At 60.4% G+C, this 16,372-nt stretch carries 13 protein-coding genes and 2 tRNA genes; 5 read left to right on the plus strand and 10 right to left on the minus strand.

All coding sequences use genetic code 11. From position 1 onward, the window contains the following. Window positions 1–161: 161 nt before the first annotated feature. Window positions 162–237: transfer RNA gene (locus tag QP828_RS07780), tRNA-His, on the minus strand. Window positions 238–462: 225 nt separating this feature from the next. Continuing rightward, window positions 463–1,386 (minus strand): ATP-grasp domain-containing protein, encoded by a 924-nt coding sequence (locus QP828_RS07785; RefSeq protein ID WP_274735106.1) that lies wholly within the window; start codon window positions 1,384–1,386, stop codon window positions 463–465. Window positions 1,387–1,417: 31 nt separating this feature from the next. Between QP828_RS07785 and QP828_RS07790 the strand changes: the two genes are divergently transcribed. Both QP828_RS07790 and QP828_RS07795 read left to right on the plus strand, forming a co-directional pair. Next, a complete protein-coding gene (locus tag QP828_RS07790; protein WP_274733469.1) occupies window positions 1,418–2,989 on the plus strand; it encodes an aspartate:alanine exchanger family transporter in 1,572 nt (523 codons plus the stop codon). A 159-nt stretch (window positions 2,990–3,148) separates the two neighbouring features. Next, window positions 3,149–3,580: a hypothetical protein gene (locus QP828_RS07795; RefSeq protein WP_274733467.1), complete on the plus strand. Its 432-nt coding sequence runs from the start codon at window positions 3,149–3,151 to the stop codon at window positions 3,578–3,580. Window positions 3,581–3,711: 131 nt separating this feature from the next. On the opposite strand, the gene QP828_RS07800 is transcribed toward QP828_RS07795, so the two are convergent. Together QP828_RS07800 and QP828_RS07805 are read right to left on the minus strand one after the other, a co-directional pair. Next, window positions 3,712–4,824 (minus strand): alpha/beta hydrolase, encoded by a 1,113-nt coding sequence (locus QP828_RS07800; RefSeq protein WP_274733465.1) that lies wholly within the window; start codon window positions 4,822–4,824, stop codon window positions 3,712–3,714. A 12-nt stretch (window positions 4,825–4,836) separates the two neighbouring features. Beyond that, window positions 4,837–6,306: a sugar porter family MFS transporter gene (locus QP828_RS07805; protein WP_274733463.1), complete on the minus strand. Its 1,470-nt coding sequence runs from the start codon at window positions 6,304–6,306 to the stop codon at window positions 4,837–4,839. 406 nt (window positions 6,307–6,712) lie between these two features. Between QP828_RS07805 and QP828_RS07810 the strand changes: the two genes are divergently transcribed. Continuing rightward, window positions 6,713–7,609, plus strand: coding sequence for an AraC family transcriptional regulator (locus QP828_RS07810; RefSeq protein WP_126135834.1), 897 nt, complete (start codon window positions 6,713–6,715; stop codon window positions 7,607–7,609). Between the two features lie 132 nt (window positions 7,610–7,741). Here QP828_RS07810 and QP828_RS07815 read toward each other — a convergent pair whose 3' ends face one another. The 3 genes from QP828_RS07815 to QP828_RS07825 all read right to left on the minus strand — a co-directional run bounded on the left by QP828_RS07815 (window position 7,742) and on the right by QP828_RS07825 (window position 9,169). After that, window positions 7,742–8,233, minus strand: a complete 492-nt coding sequence (locus tag QP828_RS07815; RefSeq protein WP_274733460.1) for an Hsp20/alpha crystallin family protein — start codon at window positions 8,231–8,233, stop codon at window positions 7,742–7,744. 164 nt (window positions 8,234–8,397) lie between these two features. Next, window positions 8,398–8,835 (minus strand): hypothetical protein, encoded by a 438-nt coding sequence (locus QP828_RS07820; protein WP_274733458.1) that lies wholly within the window; start codon window positions 8,833–8,835, stop codon window positions 8,398–8,400. Between the two features lie 261 nt (window positions 8,836–9,096). Next, a tRNA-Lys gene (locus QP828_RS07825) sits at window positions 9,097–9,169 on the minus strand. 357 nt (window positions 9,170–9,526) lie between these two features. Here QP828_RS07825 and QP828_RS07830 point away from each other — a divergent pair. Together QP828_RS07830 and QP828_RS07835 are read left to right on the plus strand one after the other, a co-directional pair. Next, window positions 9,527–12,298 (plus strand): DEAD/DEAH box helicase, encoded by a 2,772-nt coding sequence (locus tag QP828_RS07830; RefSeq protein ID WP_274733457.1) that lies wholly within the window; start codon window positions 9,527–9,529, stop codon window positions 12,296–12,298. A gap of 193 nt (window positions 12,299–12,491) precedes the next feature. Next, window positions 12,492–13,352 (plus strand): YggS family pyridoxal phosphate-dependent enzyme, encoded by an 861-nt coding sequence (locus tag QP828_RS07835; RefSeq protein WP_274733455.1) that lies wholly within the window; start codon window positions 12,492–12,494, stop codon window positions 13,350–13,352. Here QP828_RS07835 and QP828_RS07840 read toward each other — a convergent pair. From QP828_RS07840 to QP828_RS07850, 3 genes are read right to left on the minus strand one after another with little or no spacing between them, the layout of a single operon-like run. Next, the gene (locus QP828_RS07840; protein WP_274733453.1) at window positions 13,349–14,182 is read right to left on the minus strand and encodes an ABC transporter ATP-binding protein; all 834 of its coding nucleotides are present in this window, start codon (window positions 14,180–14,182) and stop codon (window positions 13,349–13,351) included. The genes QP828_RS07835 and QP828_RS07840 overlap by 4 nt on opposite strands. Before the next feature lie 2 nt (window positions 14,183–14,184). Then, window positions 14,185–15,249 (minus strand): FecCD family ABC transporter permease, encoded by a 1,065-nt coding sequence (locus tag QP828_RS07845; protein ID WP_274733451.1) that lies wholly within the window; start codon window positions 15,247–15,249, stop codon window positions 14,185–14,187. Continuing rightward, window positions 15,246–16,310, minus strand: coding sequence for a FecCD family ABC transporter permease (locus QP828_RS07850; RefSeq protein ID WP_274733450.1), 1,065 nt, complete (start codon window positions 16,308–16,310; stop codon window positions 15,246–15,248). The genes QP828_RS07845 and QP828_RS07850 overlap by 4 nt, the downstream gene beginning before the upstream one ends. Window positions 16,311–16,372: the final 62 nt, after the last annotated feature.

Raw genomic sequence — 16,372 nt, forward strand, 5'->3', positions numbered from 1 at the left:
CCGAGTTCGAACCCGATTCGAGCCTGCTAGCAAGCCGAAAAGTCCGGATAAAACCAACACCAAGTGTCCTATAGGCCCCTCTCCCGGGTGGTTACCGCATCAATACAACTCAGGCTCGTTTCGCTTGCTTGCTACCAAACATTCAAAACGAGCCTGAACTCTGGGGTGGCCAACGGGGCTTGAACCCGCGACCTCCTGGACCACAACCAGGTGCTCTGCCAGCTGAGCTATGGCCACCATTCCGGCGAAAGAACGCCGATAAACAACTATAGCCGGTCACCGCCCGCAAAGACAATTCCACGGCGGTGATAGCGGCCACGTTGTAAACCAGCTCGGCGCACCGACCAGCTGCGCCGTCGTACTTAACCCGCGGTCATGCACGGGAGCGCAAGCTGCGCCGTCGCCGCGATAAAAGCACAAACGGCACCGCCCGCAAGCGCAACCACACCATCCGCAACCGAACTACCAGGCCGTACGCACTGCAATCGCGTCCGCGAAGCGGTTGAGGTGACTCTCATCCAGGGACAGATACAACGAGCCGTCGATAAGGGAAATCTCCATCACGTAAAACTCGTTGGGGTCCCCCGGCGCGGCCGGCACAATGTCCACGCGGTTGAAGAGCAGCAGGTGGTCGCGCCCGGTGTGTTCGCGGATGAGCCCGTGCAGCACATTGCGAACCCGCTCACCCCAGCGCCATTCCGATTCACGCGCCTCTGAAACAGACACGACTTCTTCTTGGATTTGATCCGCGCTGCGGAAACGCGGATGGAGCAGCGGCGCCTTTTCCACCCGATACGAGGCCAGGCCGTTGAGGAAGATCAGCGACACCTCACCGGTACGGTCGATATTTTCCAAATAGCGCTGCACCATGACGCTGCGGCCTTTGGCCAGCTCATGCTGCGCATGCAAAATAGCTTGGGAGCGCGAGGACGGATCGGTGGCGGTATAGCGCCCCGTGCCGCGCCCGCCCGAAGATACCGCGGGCTTGACCACGAAATCTCCGTGCGCCGGGAACCGGGTATGGACCTGGTGTTTCGTCAGGTTTTCCTCCGGTTCCAGCCAGGTGGTGGGAATGGTTGGCAAACCCGCCGCTTCCAATTCCCGCAGGTAATGCTTATCAGAATTCCACGCCATAATATCCGCGTGGTTGAGAATCCGCGGCACGGAGCGAGCCCAGGAAATAAAAGCCTGCGTATCACGCCCGTAATCACGAACTGAGCGGACAACGACAACTCCGGCGTTGTTCCAGTCGTAATCGGGATCGTTCCACGCTACAACGCGCGGTTCGATATGGCGCTCACGCAGGGCATCGGGCAGGCCGGCCTCGTCCACGTCGAGGTTCGGTAAGTCTTTGCTCGTAGCAAGAGTAACAATGGGATCAGACACACTCTAACTCTACCCCGGCTAGTCTTATGGCGTGGCGATCCTCGACTCTTCCCCGTTACTAACAATTTTCGTTGTGGTGGCCCTCGGGTCACTTCTCGGTGCGATTCCGCTGGGCCGGATACGTATCGGCGCAGCCGGCGCACTCTTTGTGGGTTTGGCCATGTCCGCACGCTTCCCCGAACTGGGTGCGGGAATGGACGTGGTGCAGTCCCTCGGGCTGGCACTTTTCGTCTACACGGTGGGCATCGCCTCAGGCGCGGCCTTTTTCGCGCAGCTGCGGCGCAACCTCTCCTTGCTCCTGGCCTCCGTGGTAGCGGTTTTCCTCGCCGCGGGCGCCGCCCTGGTAATGGGACTACTTTTCGGCATCGAACGGCCGTTTTTGGCGGGCCTTTTCACAGGTGCGACGACGGCGGCACCGGCCCTCGCCACCGCCACCCGGCTCACGGAAGGCAGCACACAGCCCGCGATCGGATATGCCTTCGGGTATCCCCTGGCGGTCATAATCGGCATTATTCTGGTCTCCCTCGTCGTGGGCCGCGCCTGGCCGGGGCTGCGCGATACCCCTTCGCTAGCCGGAACCCTGCTGGATCCGCGCACCATCACCGTGGAACACCCCATGAACCTGCGCGATATCCCCGAATGGGCCGACGGGCGCGTGCGCGTCTCCTACTTGCGGCGGGGCGGCCGGGTGCGAGTGGCGCTGCCCGGTGAAGATCTTGAGGTGGGGGACGACGTCGTTGTTGTTGGTCTGGCGGCGGATGTGGAGGCCGCCGCCGCGCACCTCGGGCATTTGCGCAGTGACCACCTGGCCGATGATCGCAGCCACGTGGATTTCAACCGCCTGGTGGTCTCCAACCCGGATGTGGCGGCGCGCTCCATCGGGGAACTCAACCTGCCCGCCAAATACGGCGCGGTGGTGACCCGGGTACGGCGCGGAGACCTGGAGCTGCTGGCCCGCGATGATTTCATTCTGGAGCCGGGCGACCGGGTAACCGTGGTGGCTCCGCGGGAACGCTGGGATGCCATCGCCGATCTATTTGGGGATTCCGAGCGTTCCATCTCGGAAATCGACGTGCTGAGTTTATCGGTGGGCATGGTGGCCGGGCTGCTCCTCGGTTTTGTGACTTTCCCACTGCCCGGGGGCCAGGCGTTCCAGTTGGGGACCGCGGCCGGGCCGCTCATCGCGGGGATGTTCTTGGGTGCGGCGCGGCGCACCGGGCCTTTTGTGTGGGCGATGCCGGAGGCAGCAAATTTGACGATGCGCCAGCTGGGCCTGACGCTGTTCTTAGCTGGTTTGGGACTGACGGCCGGGCCGGGGTTCGGAAAGATCGTGACCTCTCCGCAGGCGGTGGGTGCGGCCGTGACCGTCTGCGTAATTACGCTGGTCTCCTGCGCGGCGTTGCTGGTGGCGGGCGCCTGGGTGCTCCGGCTTTCCGCCCCGCGAACCGCCGGGGCCGTCGCCGGTTTCCTGGGCCAGCCCGCGGTGCTGGATGCGGCTACGTCACGGGTGGGCGACGAACGCATCGATAATGCTTACGCCACCCTCTTCGCTTTTTCGATTGTGGTAAAGATTTTCCTGGTGCCGGCGGTCCTGGTGCTCTAGCAACACCGAAGTGGGGCGGCGCGGCCGGCGCGGCCGGCGCGCGAACGTAAGCCGCGGCACGGAAGCGTGTGGGCGAGCCGGGCGGCGGCGTCGTACCGCGGCTAAAGTATGGACAGAAGAAACGAACAACAGGTGTGATAACGGGAAGCGAGGCGTGAGATGCGCGAAATGGTGCGTAAGGTGGCGGCGAGCACGGCGGCGCTCTGCGCGGCGGGAGCGGGAGCGCTCCTGCTAGGCGGATGCGATGCCGCTGAAACCACCGAGGCCGGGAGTTTTATGCGGCAGGCAGGTGCGTCCATGTACGTGGTGAGCGTGGACGGGCGTGAGCTGATCTCCAAAGTGCTGGATTGCAGCGGCGGGGAATCCCAGGTAATGACCGGTACGTTCGAACCGGCAAATAACATTGTGACCTGGAAGGACATCGACGGGAAGGAAATTGGCACCTCGGTGGCGCACTTCGCTGAGGACGGCAAAACCATCACCCTGGCCGATGAAGCTACCCCGAACGCCGGGGCCACCTACGTGCGGGAAGGCTCGCCGGAAGCCGAGCTCATGGCACGCGGGCAAAAGAGCGAGTGCGCGCCGAAGTAAATTTCACGCGCCTACAGGCGTATCACAAGCGCATAAAGCACATAAAAGCGGGGCCTTTCTCTATCGAGATGGCCCCGCTTTTCTCTCAGCTTTTCGTCAGCACGCGCGAATCATATCCGCGCTCCCGCACACTACCTGCACTCAAGAGCGAAACGTTGCAGATCCTCGAGTACCTCGCGGCTTTCCTCCAGCCACACCTGCCCCACCGGGAAGACGTGGCCCAGGGTCACCCCGCGCGGCGGTCGATAGGAATGGCATTCCACCGGAATTCCCTTGCGTGAGAGATAGCCGGCAAAAAGCAGCGTCTCGAATTCGATAAAATCATCGGAACTCGTGACGAGATAGGCCGGGGGGAACTCGCAGCGCTCCACGAGCTTTGCGGCGCAGAGCAGGTCCTCGCCGAGCACATCCACCGCGCGGTCGATGAAGCCACCCATCTCCGTCAGATAGGCGAGAGTCGGAAGTGCGGCGTCGTCGTTCCCATAACCGCAGCGATCAGACACGAAAGGCACCAGATCCGAGAGGTCGAACAGACCGGACACAAAAGCCATCCCCGCAACCGATAGCCGATCCTCACCCAGAGTGGATGGCACCGGCGCACTGCCCGGCGCGTCCAGCGTGGCAACAGGAACGTCCAGCGCGGCAACAGGAACGTCCAGCGCGGCAAAAACCTCAGGGTTACACAAAGCTGCCACCGCGTACATTCCCAAAGTCGCGCCCGCGGAATCCCCCGTGATAATTACCGACTGCGGATCCACCGGATAATCATCGAGATGCCGCGCAATCCAGGCGCAGCCCGCGAGGACATCGTGGAGTTGGTCGAGGAAATCGGCAGCCGGGGAGAGCCGGTAGCTCAGCGAGAATACCGCACAGCCCTGGGCTGCAAGATGCACACCGAAATTCTTGTTCAACTCCTTCAAGCCGTATACAAAACCGCCGCCGTGAATATCGATGTACACGGGAAGCGCTTTGCCTCCGCGCAGGTACGCATCGTGCGGAAGGTAGAGATCCAGGCGGTGGAAGGGGTTGTTTTCCCCATCGGGAAGATAGGGAATATCCGCGATAACATCCACCGTTTCCGGGGTATGCCAGCGTTCGCACCGCACGATATCAACATCTAGCACGAAAGATTTCCGTACCTCGATGGCGCGTTGCCGGATCTGAGCGGTGACGCCGGCTAGATCCTCATCAATCGGCGTCCACGTTCTGGCCCGCGCAATGTTCTCGGGGGTGTCAGCATGCATGTGTTGTCCTCACTACTCGGCCGGCATATCTTCGAGTTCAACACCGGCGGTTTCCGGAAGAGCCTTCATCACGAAAATCAAGCTCACGGCAGCGAATACGGCGTAGAGCAGATAAACGTTGCCTGTTCCAATCGCGTCCTTCAACGGCGGGAAAGTGGTAGAGACCAGGAAGTTCGCAATCCAGTTGACGGCGCTTGCCACCGCCACCCCGAGGGCGCGAATATTATTCGGGAAAATCTCCCCGAGGACGACCCACATGACCGGGCCCCACGTGAAGCAGAAGGCCAGGTAGAAGATGTACACGGAAACAAGGGTGATCGGTCCCCACATTCCCGGAAGGGTGATGGACGCACCATCAACATCAGCCTGGTAGAAACCGAGGGCAGCGATTCCCAAGAAGATAGTCATCACGCTCGAACCGGTGATGAGCAGGAAGCGCCGCCCCACCTTGTCCACGATGAACATCGCGAGGATGGTCGCGATAATAGCGCCGATGGTCCGGTACACCGAAATATTGAGGGCGAGCTGTTCGCTGAAACCGACCGACTTCCATAGCGAGGAATCGTAGTAGAGGATGATATTGACGCCGGAGAGCTGCTGGAGGGCGGCGACGGCCATGGCGATCCACACGACTTTGCGCAGCCCGAACGTCTTGCCACGCAGGTCCGAAAGCTTCGCGGCTTTCTCCCCAGAAAGGGTCGCGCGAATTTCCTTGACTTTGCCTTCCGGATCCTTTTCCCCGGTGAGGCGCTGCAAAATTGCGGCGGCTTCCTTATCGCGCCCCTTCATCACGAGGAATCGCGGGGATTCGGGGAGCTTAAGGGAAACAATGAGCATGATGAGCGCGGGGACGATCATGCTGAGAAGCATGATGCGCCAGGTGGGCATCCCGAACCAGAAGGTTTCATCGGCACCGCCAGAAGCGCTCGCGTAGCTCGCGTTCACCACAACGGCGGCGAGGATACCGAAAGCGATGGCCATCTGCTGGAAAGAGCCGAGGAACCCGCGCATCTGCGCCGGAGCTACTTCAGCAATGTACGCCGGACCAATCACTGAGGCGAGGCCAACACCGAGACCACCGACGAAACGGAAAATAATGAAAATCCACACGGTTGGCGCGATGGCGGAGAAGATCGAGCACACCACGAAGAGGATTGCCGCGATGAAAATCGTGGGAACGCGGCCCAGCCGATCAGCAATGTGGCTGGTAAACCACGCGCCAATCACGCATCCGAACAGAGCACAGGAAACCGAGATCCCGCTCATGAAGGCACTGAGATCCCACCCGGTTCTGGAACCGGCAATGGAATCAACCGCACCGTTAATGACTGACGTGTCGTACCCGAAAAGAAAACCGCCGACAGCAGCGGCTAGGCAAACGATAATAATGCGGCGTTTAATAACCGGATCGAGCGGGGCTGGCGACTGTGCAGATTTCGCCGATGTCGCGGGCCCGCCGGACCGTTTTTTATTACGCGTCATTGCGCACCTTCCTCCCTATCAACCATCTCCTTCTCCCATTCGAAGGAGATGCTGTTGTGAGCGAGCGTCAGTGACCGTCGCACTCGATCATTTTGAACCGTCGCTAATAGCAGTCACAGGGTGATCCAAGCACCGTGATCCATGCACCCGGATAAAATGTGACCGTTGGCGGACACTTACTTCTCGCGTGACTGAGCCTAGGCAAAAATCTTCGGTTGATAGTGCTGAAATGTGGCACACCCTATGCCCAAACGTGACATAGTTGCGGCGGTCTGCCTTTTTTCACGAAGAATAGGGGAAACCACGAAAATAGAGGCAGTATCGAATCGCTATAGATACCACCTCACCCTGATGAGATTCCACAACGGTTAGTTACTATGAGAGACGAATCCGCGAGGAGTTAAGCATGATGGATAACCGTATACACGACCCGAAGGAACCCATCCTCAATCGTGCTTTTTGTGAGGTGGGTTCCATGCCCGCCGAATACCCAGCCCTTGTGCTGGTGCACCGCCATCCGGAAGTTGTCCCGACCCACTGGCATTCCGGAGTCGAGGTTAATTATGTTGTCCAGGGTGGTGGCAGTGTAACTATCGACTCGCGGGTCGAGGCACTGTATCCGGGAAAGCTCTGCATTATCAGTCCCTACACTCCCCATTCATTTATTACAGAATCTCGGGATGGCAAGACTCCTCTTATTCTCTCCATCACCTATGACAGCAGCCGTATTGAACGCATTTATAAGAAAGCTGATCTTTATGTGCTGGCCGTGGATTCTGCGCGAGCTCGCGATGCGGATCGGCAAGCACTCATTGACTTGTGCCTGCGCATGATTGACACAACGCATCTGCTGGGACCCGAACGGGTTTTCGGCATCAACGCGATTCTCTTCGATATCCTATTTCTGCTTTACCAGAATTTCGTGGTCAAGTGCCGGCCGCGCGGAATTCGGCGTGCTACCGACACCACAATTCTTGCTATTATCAGCGACATCGAGCGGCGCCACCGGGAACCGCTGACCGCTGCGAGCGTGGCGGAAACGCACGGTTATTCGCGCGAGCATTTCAGCCGGCTTTTCCGGCTCAGTACCGGGATGACTTTCAAACAGTACCTCACGCGATTACGGGTCGAGGATGCGTATTACTTGCTCATGGAAGAGCAGGTTCCCACTTTGGAAGATATCGCCCAGCGGGTGGGATTTCCCAGCACCCGTGCACTCAATCGTGCTTTTATGGAACGCCACGGGGTGGCGCCTCTGGAATACCGCAAGCAACGATTAGGGCGCGATAGTTCGGGAAAATGAAAGGCAGCCCCGGGATTGGTAGTATCCCGAAGACTGCCTTTCTCACATCCGCGCCAGTGGCCTGGATGCTTATTTAGTGCCAGCATGTACCACGCTTGGGTACCATTCCTTGCACATTTTTATGCTGCAGATTTATGCTGCAGAGCCGGCCTGCTTTTCTTCTGACTTCTGCGCAGCAGGCGATGCGGCGGTAGCCTTGCCCGAACCAATCTGGACCTTACGCCCCTGCGAACCCGCGGTGGTCTTCACCGAAACGGTGAGAACCCCATCGTTGAGATGTGCATCTACCGTGGTGGTATCCACAGCCTGATCGAAGCCCAGGGTGCGAGAAACGGAACGAGTGCGGGTGCCGCCCTCAATTTCTTCTTCCTGCGCAGCCTTGAGGGTGATGTGATCCGGGTAAACGTTCAGGTCAATATCATCTGCGCTAAAGCCCGGAACATCGAAGAGGACTTCGTAGCCATCCTCGGTTTGCTTGAGTTGCGAACGGTACTCTAGCGCGAGATTCTCCAGATCGGAACGCCGCCCGTTGACCATCCGAGTAGGAACGGCAAAAAAGCCATCAAAGGGGCTGAGGAAACGGTCCATTGCTGTGGACATCGTGCGATCAATATCGTATGCCATGGTCAATCCTTCTTTCACTTCTATGAACGACGACGCCGCGCGCCTTTCGGCGCCCGGGCCTATCGCCCTGACATCAATCCCAACCCCCACGGACTTATCTTTGTTCCACTCAGTAGCTATTGTTCACTCTAGGCTCAATAGTTATTGAGTCACTTACGCTCAACTTAGGAAATATGGGAATCCCGGAGAAGAATCACAAAGAAAAGGAGGCCGGCTCCGGCAAGCGCGGCCCCCAATCCGGTGTAAAAGAAGGCGATGAAGGAGTTGGGCAGCAGCCCGCTGGCCCGCACGGCTATGCCTCCGCCCATCATGACGGCCATGAGGAGGTAGGAACGCACATCGAAGAAATGCCAGAAAGGCCGTGCCGGGCGCGGATGGGAGCGAATGCGCCGGATATGCCTCCCGGCAACCTTGGCGAACATCGCTCCGAAGGCGGCGAGAACGAGCGGGGGAAGCAGGCAGATCCACGGCGCACCCAAGGCCGATTCCGCGAAGCTCTCCACTCCAATTCGGGCAACATTTACTCCAGCCAGGCACCACACTCCGCCCGCGAGGGCGATGAGCCCAGTCTTAGAGATATGGAAATAAGGACAATCACTCATCATCGCTCCATAACTGGTAGCCGCGCATTCCTCTCGCGCGATTCGCACCGTTCGCTACCAAGAATAACGCGACACATGTCGCTTAGATAGTCGCGGGTACGGAGTGTGATTTCGCCCTGCGCGTAGGTGCCGGGGGGGGTTCAGTGGGTGTATTCCGTGGAGGTGGTGGCGTAAAAACAATCCACAACGTACGCTGTGCACGTGCGAGTTTTCGCCATGCTGACGCGAAAAACCCCGCAGCTTGGAACTGCGGGGCCGTTGTACACCGCCTGGGACTCGAACCCAGAACCCACTGATTAAGAGTCAGTTGCTCTGCCAATTGAGCTAGCGGTGCTCGTTATTCTTTTATGTTTGCCGCCCGCGGCGACGAATAGATACTTTACCCAGGGCCGCCGCCCAGTGCAAGTCAAGAACCCTATCTCAGGCTGTTTCCTCCCTCACATCGCATCCCCCACCGCCCGATACGCGCGAAATGCCGCGCTTTGCGCCGTCGTACAAACCGGCTCCCACCCAATTGACGCGCCCCGTAACCCACTGATTAAGGGCCCGCACCCAACCCTTAACCCACAGGTTAAGGGTCCGCTAAGCCACAGGTTAGGGGTCCGCTCACCCGGAGGTTCAAGGATCCGCACCGCGCCCCGCAGCAGTTCCGGCCAATTTTTATGTCGTAGGAGTGTGGCACCCTTAAGTCATGAGTTCACAACAGTCAGATCAGCCCGGGGCCGCGGCGCTGCGCCCTCGTCCGCAACTCAATGTTGCCCTGGACCTTCTGGAGGATAAGTATGGGCTCAACCCGCCTGATGATGCCCTTTATGAGGCTTTCACCCAGTGGGCGGAAAGCACCGGCCGGCCGCTCTACCCCCATCAGGAAGAAGCGTTGCTCGCCGCTATTGATGACGCTCATATGATCGTCTCCACCCCCACCGGTTCAGGTAAGTCGCTCATCGCGCTCACCGCTATTTTCTGCGGTCTCGCGCGCGGGAAAACCGCGTATTACACCGCGCCTCTCAAGGCCCTGGTATCGGAGAAGTTTTTTGAACTCATCAATGTTTTCGGTGCGGATAACGTGGGGATGGTAACCGGGGATTCCACCATTAACCCCGGGGCTCCCGTAGTGTGTGCCACCGCGGAAATCGTGGCGAATCTGAGCTTGCGGGAGGGCGCCGCGGCGGATATCGGCGTGCTGGTCCAAGATGAATTCCACTATTACTCGGATCCGCAACGCGGTTGGGCCTGGCAGGTTCCCCTCCTGGAACTCACCCGCACCCAGCAGGTGCTCCTCTCCGCCACCCTGGGGGATACCACCTGGCTGGCAGAAGATCTTGAGAAGCGCACCGGGCGCGCCGTCGAACTCATGAGTAACGCGGAACGGCCGGTGCCGCTCTCTTTCTCTTATTCCTATCAGCCACTCGGTGAACTCCTCCTGGAACTCACCTCCACGCATCGCGCGCCCGTCTATGTGGTGCATTTTTCGCAGCGGGAGGCAGTAGCACAGGCCCAAGCCCTCCTCACCCACGCCCTCGTTTCCAAGGAACAGAAAGCCCGCATCCACGAAGCCCTCGGAGATTTTTCCTTCGGGCCCGGTTTCGGGAAAATTCTCTCCAAGCTGCTCCGTTCCGGTATTGGCGTGCACCACGCGGGCCTCCTCCCCCGCTACCGGCGCCTCGTGGAAAAGCTGGCACAGGCCGGGTTACTGCCGGTCATCTCCGGTACGGATACCCTCGGGGTGGGCATTAACGTTCCTATTCGCACCGTTGTCATGACCGGGCTGGCTAAATTTGATGGCCAACGCAATCGCCACCTGAGTGCACGTGAATTTCACCAGATCGCAGGCCGGGCCGGGCGGGCCGGATTCGATACGAAGGGTGATGTTATTGTGCAGGCACCCGAATTTGAAATTGAAAATGCGCGGCTGGTGGCCCGCGCCGGGGATGATCCGGTCAAACAGCGTCGCATCCAAAAGAAGAAGCCGCCGGAAAATACAGTACTGTGGTCGGAAAAGACTTTTGAGTATCTCAAAGGCGCAGCTCCGGAAACCCTGACGTCCCACATGCGGGTATCCCACTCGCTCATGCTCAATTTGTTCCAGCGGCCGGGGGATAATGTCGCGGCCGTAACCAAGTTACTCACGGATAATCACGAACCGCGCACGGCTTCCAACCAACTCATCCGGCAAGCCACCCGCATTTACATGTCTCTCGAGCGGGCGGGCGTTATCCTGCACCGTACTCCGCAGTGGCTAGCGGAGCACCCGGACCATTCCCCCATCGAATACGCACGCGAAGTTCCTGATGACTTCTCCTTGAACCAACCGCTGGCACCCTTTGCGCTGGCCGCGCTGGATATCCTTGATCCGGATAGCCCGGAGTACGCCCTCGATGTCATCTCGGTGATCGAAGCGGTCCAGGATAACCCCATGCAGGTCCTCTACGCGCAGGAACGCGCAGCGCGCGGGCGCGCAATCGGGCGAATGAAAGCCGCTGGCATCGGCTATGACGAACGCATGGCCGAAGCCGATAAAATCACCTGGCCCCAACCGCTCGCGGAAGAACTCGGTGCGGCACTCCAGATCTACCGGCAAACCAATCCCTGGGTGGATGACTTCCAGCTCTCCCCCAAATCCATCGTGCGGGAAATGATCGAAAACGCGATCACCTTCTCGGAATTTATTTCCCGTTATGACCTGGCCCGTTCCGAAGGCACGTTGCTGCGCTACCTCACAGATACCTACAAGGCGCTGCGCCAAACGGTGCCGCTGGAGGCCCGCACCCAGGATCTTGAGGATATGACCGCCTGGCTGGGCAGCCTGGTACGCTCGGTGGATTCCAGCCTGCTCGACGAATGGGAAGCCCTGCGTGATGGCCGCATTACCACCGCAGACATCACCAATCTTGACAGCAGCACCGGCGGAGCTCGCGAACGCGCTTTCGGTGCTGATGAAGATGGAAAGGTCACGCTCTCGCGCAGCCCGCACGCGCTACGCGTCTCCATCCGCAATGCGCTCTTCCGTTTCGTGGAAGCCGTAGCACACGAAAATCTCGACTGGCTTGATAGGGCGGCACTCGATGATGGGGCCGGCGTGGCCCGCGGGGAAGGTATCCCGCTCTGGGTGGGCGGCCCGGTCTGGGATGGCGATGCCTGGATGGATGCCACCGATGCTTATTTCGATTCCTACCAGGAGATCGGCACCGGTGCCGAAGCACGCTCCGCCCAACTCGTCACCGTGCTCGAACACCCCGACCGCGCCGATTTCATCACCGCCGGAGTTCCGGCAGCCCACGTGGATAGCGTCATGGACAACCTCACCACCGCCACCGGGCGTCTGCGTGCCTGGTTGGTGCGTCAAGTTTTTGACGACGGCGCAGGTGACAACTCGTGGGGATTCTGGGCAGTTGTGGACCTCGAGGCAAGCGATGAAGCCGGACACGCCATCCTCGACATTATTAGCGTGGGAGAACTATGAGCCCGCTGCACCCGCCACCACTACCCCGGTGATGAGATATACGCCGATTCGGAAAACGCGGCACCAGTTCTGAGACCGTGTCATTAGTTCTGAGACCGTGCCATCAGTTCTGAGACCATTTCCCCAGTTCGCGGTGCAGAGATCTACCATAAACAGCGGCTGATACACGATACCTGTGGAGTTGATACAAACCATGACACATACGGAGCAGGGCAGGCTTGCTCACCTCGCCGAATTGTCCAGCATAGTCCCAACCGCGGAGGAGATCCCCGACCGCATCAACCTGGTGCGTGATGCTCTGCGCGGAGCGGAAGAAGCTGCCGGCATACCGCTCGGTACCGCTCGGCTCCAAATCGTCGTGAAACACCAGTCCATCACCGCCATTCACGCTGCGCTTGCCGCCGGATCCCGCCTCATGGGCCAAAACTTCATCCAACAACTCCAAGACGTAGAAACCCAGCTCGCAACACCCAGCACGGGTGCAGGCCCATCGGCACGCCTCATCCACGACGCCAGCGCTTGGGAAGGCAGCGGCATCACCCCGGCCAGCGCCGGAAACCCACCCCACTGGACCCATGTCATCGGCCACGTGCAATCGAATAAAGCCGGGCGCGCCCTCGAACTGGCCGATTGCATCGAAACTGTGGATAGTCTGAAACTTGCCCAGCGCCTCAACCGGCTGCAAGGCCGCTTGCGCGAAGAAGGCCACGCCCACGGCCCCTTCTCCATTTACGTCCAGGTCAACTCCTCCGGAGCAGCCAGCCAGTACGGAGTGGAACCCCACCAGGTAGAAGAACTGGTAGGGCAGATCGCCGAACTCCCCCACTTGCGGGTCGATGGCCTCATGACCATCGGAGCCAATACCACTGATGAACGGAAGATCGCCCACTCCTTCGCGCTTGTGCGTGAACTGCGGGATAAGCTCCAGCGCGAGCACCCCAGCGTACAGGAACTCTCCATGGGAATGACCCACGACATGAGCATCGCCGTGGCCGAAGGCTCCACCCAGGTACGTGTGGGCAGCGCCATCTTCGGGCCCCGGCCCGCGGCCTAAATACCTGCCGAAACCGGCACCACCATCGGGGTGCCCGTCACCGGATCCGGGATAACTACCGCAGTTATCCCGTAGATTTCCGCAATGTTTTCCGGAGTGAAAACCTCGACAGCCGAACCCGAAAAAGCAATACGCCCATCCTTCATCGCGATGATATGAGTGGCGTAACGCGCCGCCTGATTCAGATCGTGCAGGACCGCCACCAGAGTGCGGCCCTCTCGATTCAGTCGAGCACACAAGTCCAAGAGCTCAATCTGGTAAGCGATATCCAGATACGTCGTCGGCTCATCCAAAAAAATAATCGGTGTGTCTTGGGCCAGAACCATCGCCACCCACACCCGCTGGCGTTCTCCACCCGAGAGCTCCCCCAGCAACGCATCAGCAAAATCCGCGGTACCCGTAGCCGCCAAAGCCCGAGCAACCGCCTCCTCATCACGTGCCGAAGGCCGCGCAAACAAACCCTGGTGCGGGTAACGCCCCCGAGCCACCAGCTCGGCAACCGTAATACCCTCCGGAACATGCGGAGACTGCGGCAACAACGCAAGTTCCCGCGCGAAATCCCGCGAGCCCATCGCCGCAATATCTCGCCCATCCAGCAGCACCCGGCCGCTCGCGGGCGAAAGTAACCGTGCCAAACCGCGTAGCAGCGTGGACTTCCCACACCCGTTCGCCCCCACGATCACCGTGAACGAGCCATCCGGGATCTCCACATTCAGATCCCGCGCCACGGCGACATCCCCATAGCCCAGGCTCAGATCAACACTGCGCAAACGCGCCGCACCGGCCGGGCCAGCCGCACCCACGTTCACGCCACCGCTGTTGCCACGCATATTCATCGTCCCTTCCGTTGCGACATCACCACAACCAGCACATAAAGGCCACCGACCACCGTGGTAATTGCACCCACCGGAACCGGCCGAGCCAGGGCATATTGGGCGAAAAGATCAGCCAGGAACAAAATCGAGGCACCCGCTAGCGCGCTATGCACCAGCGAAATTCCGCGTCGCCCCGCCGCCATCCGCCCCACCTGCGGAGCAGCCAGAGCCACAAAAGCAATAGGTCCGGCCGCCGCCGTCACCACACAGGTCAAAGCGATACCAACCGCGAGGATCCCCCGGCGCGCCTTCTCGACCGACAAGCCGTGTGCAGCTGCGGCGTCGTCGCCTAATTCCAGCTGCCGCAACGGCCGCACGCAACACGCCACAAACGGAAGCAACAACACCAAGAAAACCAGCGCGGGCCCGATCTTCGCCCACGATGCCTGCCCGAGCGTTCCGGCGCCCCACACCGCGAGGCTGAGCGCCACCTCATCCGAGGCCCGCAAGAGCAGCCAGGTATTCGCCGCGCTGAGCATCGCCGTCATACCGATTCCCACAATAATGAGACGGAACCCGGACACGCCGTTGCGGTAGGCCAGCGCGTAAATCATTATTCCGACGACGACGCCACCTGCCAGCGCCCCCATACTCACCGCAACAGCTCCACCCACCAGGAAAGTCCGGGTGAGAATAACGCCGGTATAGGCACCGGCATTGAATCCGATAATATCCGGCGAGCCGAGCGGGTTTCGGGTGAGAATTTGGAAGAGCGCACCCGAAAGCCCGAGCGCTGCCCCGAAGGCCACCGCGGCGAGGATCCGTGGCAGGCGCCAGGTTAGAACCACGTGGGCCGCGAAGTCACCGTCACCCGCGGCAACCGCGCGTATCGAATCCGGGGCGAAGCAGGCCGCCACCTCGCCCAGGCTCAGGGGCAGATCCCCGAGGAGGAGAGCCCCCACGCACCCGAAGGCCAAAGCGAAGCTCACCGCGGCCGCAACCAGGCGGGAACGGCGGCGGCGTCGTAGTGCGACGTGGCGCAGAGGGGACTTTAAAGCGGCAGGTTGGTGCGAAAAACTCATAGCGTGAAAGCCTTTCGCCGGCGCACGAGGTAGATGAGGACCGGGGCACCCAGGAAGGCGCACATGACCGACACGGGAAGTTCCCCGGTCGGGAGAATAATGCGGGCGAGGATGTCCGCGGCGAGGAGGAGGACCGGGGCCCAGAGCGCGGACAGTCCCACAATCCAACGTTGATCCGCCCCGGCAAAGGAGCGGATAGCGTGCGGGGCCATGAGACCTATGAAGGAAATAGGGCCGGCGATAGCAACCGCACCCCCGGTGAGGAGCGTCATCGCCGCAATACCGGCCAGGCGGATCACCGTGACATGAGCACCGAGTGCGCGAGCGGCGTCGTCACCGAGAGCAATGATATTGAGCGCTGGGGTGAGCACGGCAGCGGCCATGAGGCCGAAGAACAGAAGCGGAAGAACCGGCAGGATAACCTCCCAGGGGCGGTTTTCCAGCGTGCCGGCCGTCCAGACGAGGATTTCGTTGAAAGTACGCGGATCAGTCAGGCGTAGCACACCCACGATGCCGTTGAGCACGGCAGAAAGCGCCACCCCGGCCAGGATCAGGCGAACCGGATCCGCGCGACCGCTGCGGTGCGAGCCGATGAGGAGGACCGCCGCGGTGGCCAAGAGTGCACCGGCAACCGCCCACCACATGTAGATACTCGGCCGGCTAATACCCGCCACCGCGATAGCGAGAGTCACCGCGAAACCGGCACCGGCCGAAACCCCGAGGATCCCAGGTTCGGCCAGAGGATTGCGGGAAATCGCCTGGATGAGCGCGCCGGCAACCCCGAGAGCTGCACCGATGGCAAGGGCGGCGACCGTACGAGGCGGACGCAAGGTAAGCACTGCTTGCGCGTCCATGGAATCGCGTTCTGCCCCGGAGATGATAGTAAACAGTGTTCCCGGGGAGATGGGGCGGGCGCCTATGCAAATGGAGAGGAGCGCCAGCACCGCGACAGCGATGATCCCAGTGGTGAGGGCCGCGGCCCGCCGGCGCGCGGTGGTGCGGCCGGGAGCAGGGCAGGCGCGGCGTCGTGCCGAAAAACGGTGGTGGACGGTGCTGTTCATAACGAGAACAGGCTACCCCAATTAAACAACGCCAGCGTATCCTAATAGGGCATCTGTGGTTT

Source organism: Actinotignum sanguinis, assembly GCF_030230305.1.
Classification (GTDB): Bacteria; Actinomycetota; Actinomycetes; order Actinomycetales; family Actinomycetaceae; genus Actinotignum; species Actinotignum sanguinis.